Annotated in this window: 1 protein-coding gene; it reads left to right on the forward strand. The window is 65.9% G+C overall.

Going from position 1 to position 759, the window contains the following annotated elements; genetic code table 11:
• On the forward strand, positions 1-650 hold a 650-nt coding region (gene ligD, locus AC1DYI_RS37410; protein WP_477209110.1), incomplete at its 5' end, for a non-homologous end-joining DNA ligase LigD.
• Positions 651-759 lie beyond the last annotated feature (109 nt).

The following is a 759-nucleotide window of genomic DNA, read 5'->3' on the forward strand; positions in this document are numbered from 1 at the left end:
GGCCGGAGCATGGCGCACTGCTGGCAGTGGACAACGTCAAGGCCCTCGTGGCTGCGGCGCAGATGAACGTGATCGAGTTCCACACCTGGAACTCGACGACCAAGGCCATCGACAAGCCCGACCGCATCGTCTTCGACCTCGACCCCGGCGACGGCGTGAGCTGGAAAGAGGTGCAAGAGGCCGCGCAGCTGATGCACGCGATGCTCGATGCGCTGGGCCTGAAAGGCTGGCTGAAGACATCCGGTGGCAAGGGGCTGCACGTGGTGGTGCCGCTGGCGCCGCGGCTGGGCTACGCCGAGGTCAAGGCGTTTTCGAAAGCGGTGGTCGAGCACATGGCCCGCACGATCCCGCAAAAGTTCGTCGCCGTGCCGGGGCCGAAAAACCGCGTCGGCAAGGTCTTTGTGGACTACCTTCGCAACGGCCATGCGGCCACGACGGCGGCGGCCTTCTCGGCCCGCTCTCGGCCCGGCCTGGGTGTCTCAATGCCGATCAGCTGGGATCAATTGCACGGCCTCAAGAGCAGCGCGCAATGGACGATCGCTACCGCCCGCGAGTACCTGAGCTTCGTCAAAGACGACCCTTGGGCAGACTACTGGGGCGCGAAGCAAACGTTGACGGCGGCGCGCAAGACGCTGATGGCCGAGGATTGAAGTTGCCTTCCCTGCCCGTTCGGGCTGAGGTTCCTTCCCCGTTCGGGCTGAGCCGCACACCCGTTCGGGCTGAGCCTGTCGAAGCCCAGCGCGCTACTCCACCCAGCCC

This window comes from Ideonella sp. P3_A4 (assembly GCF_056403075.1).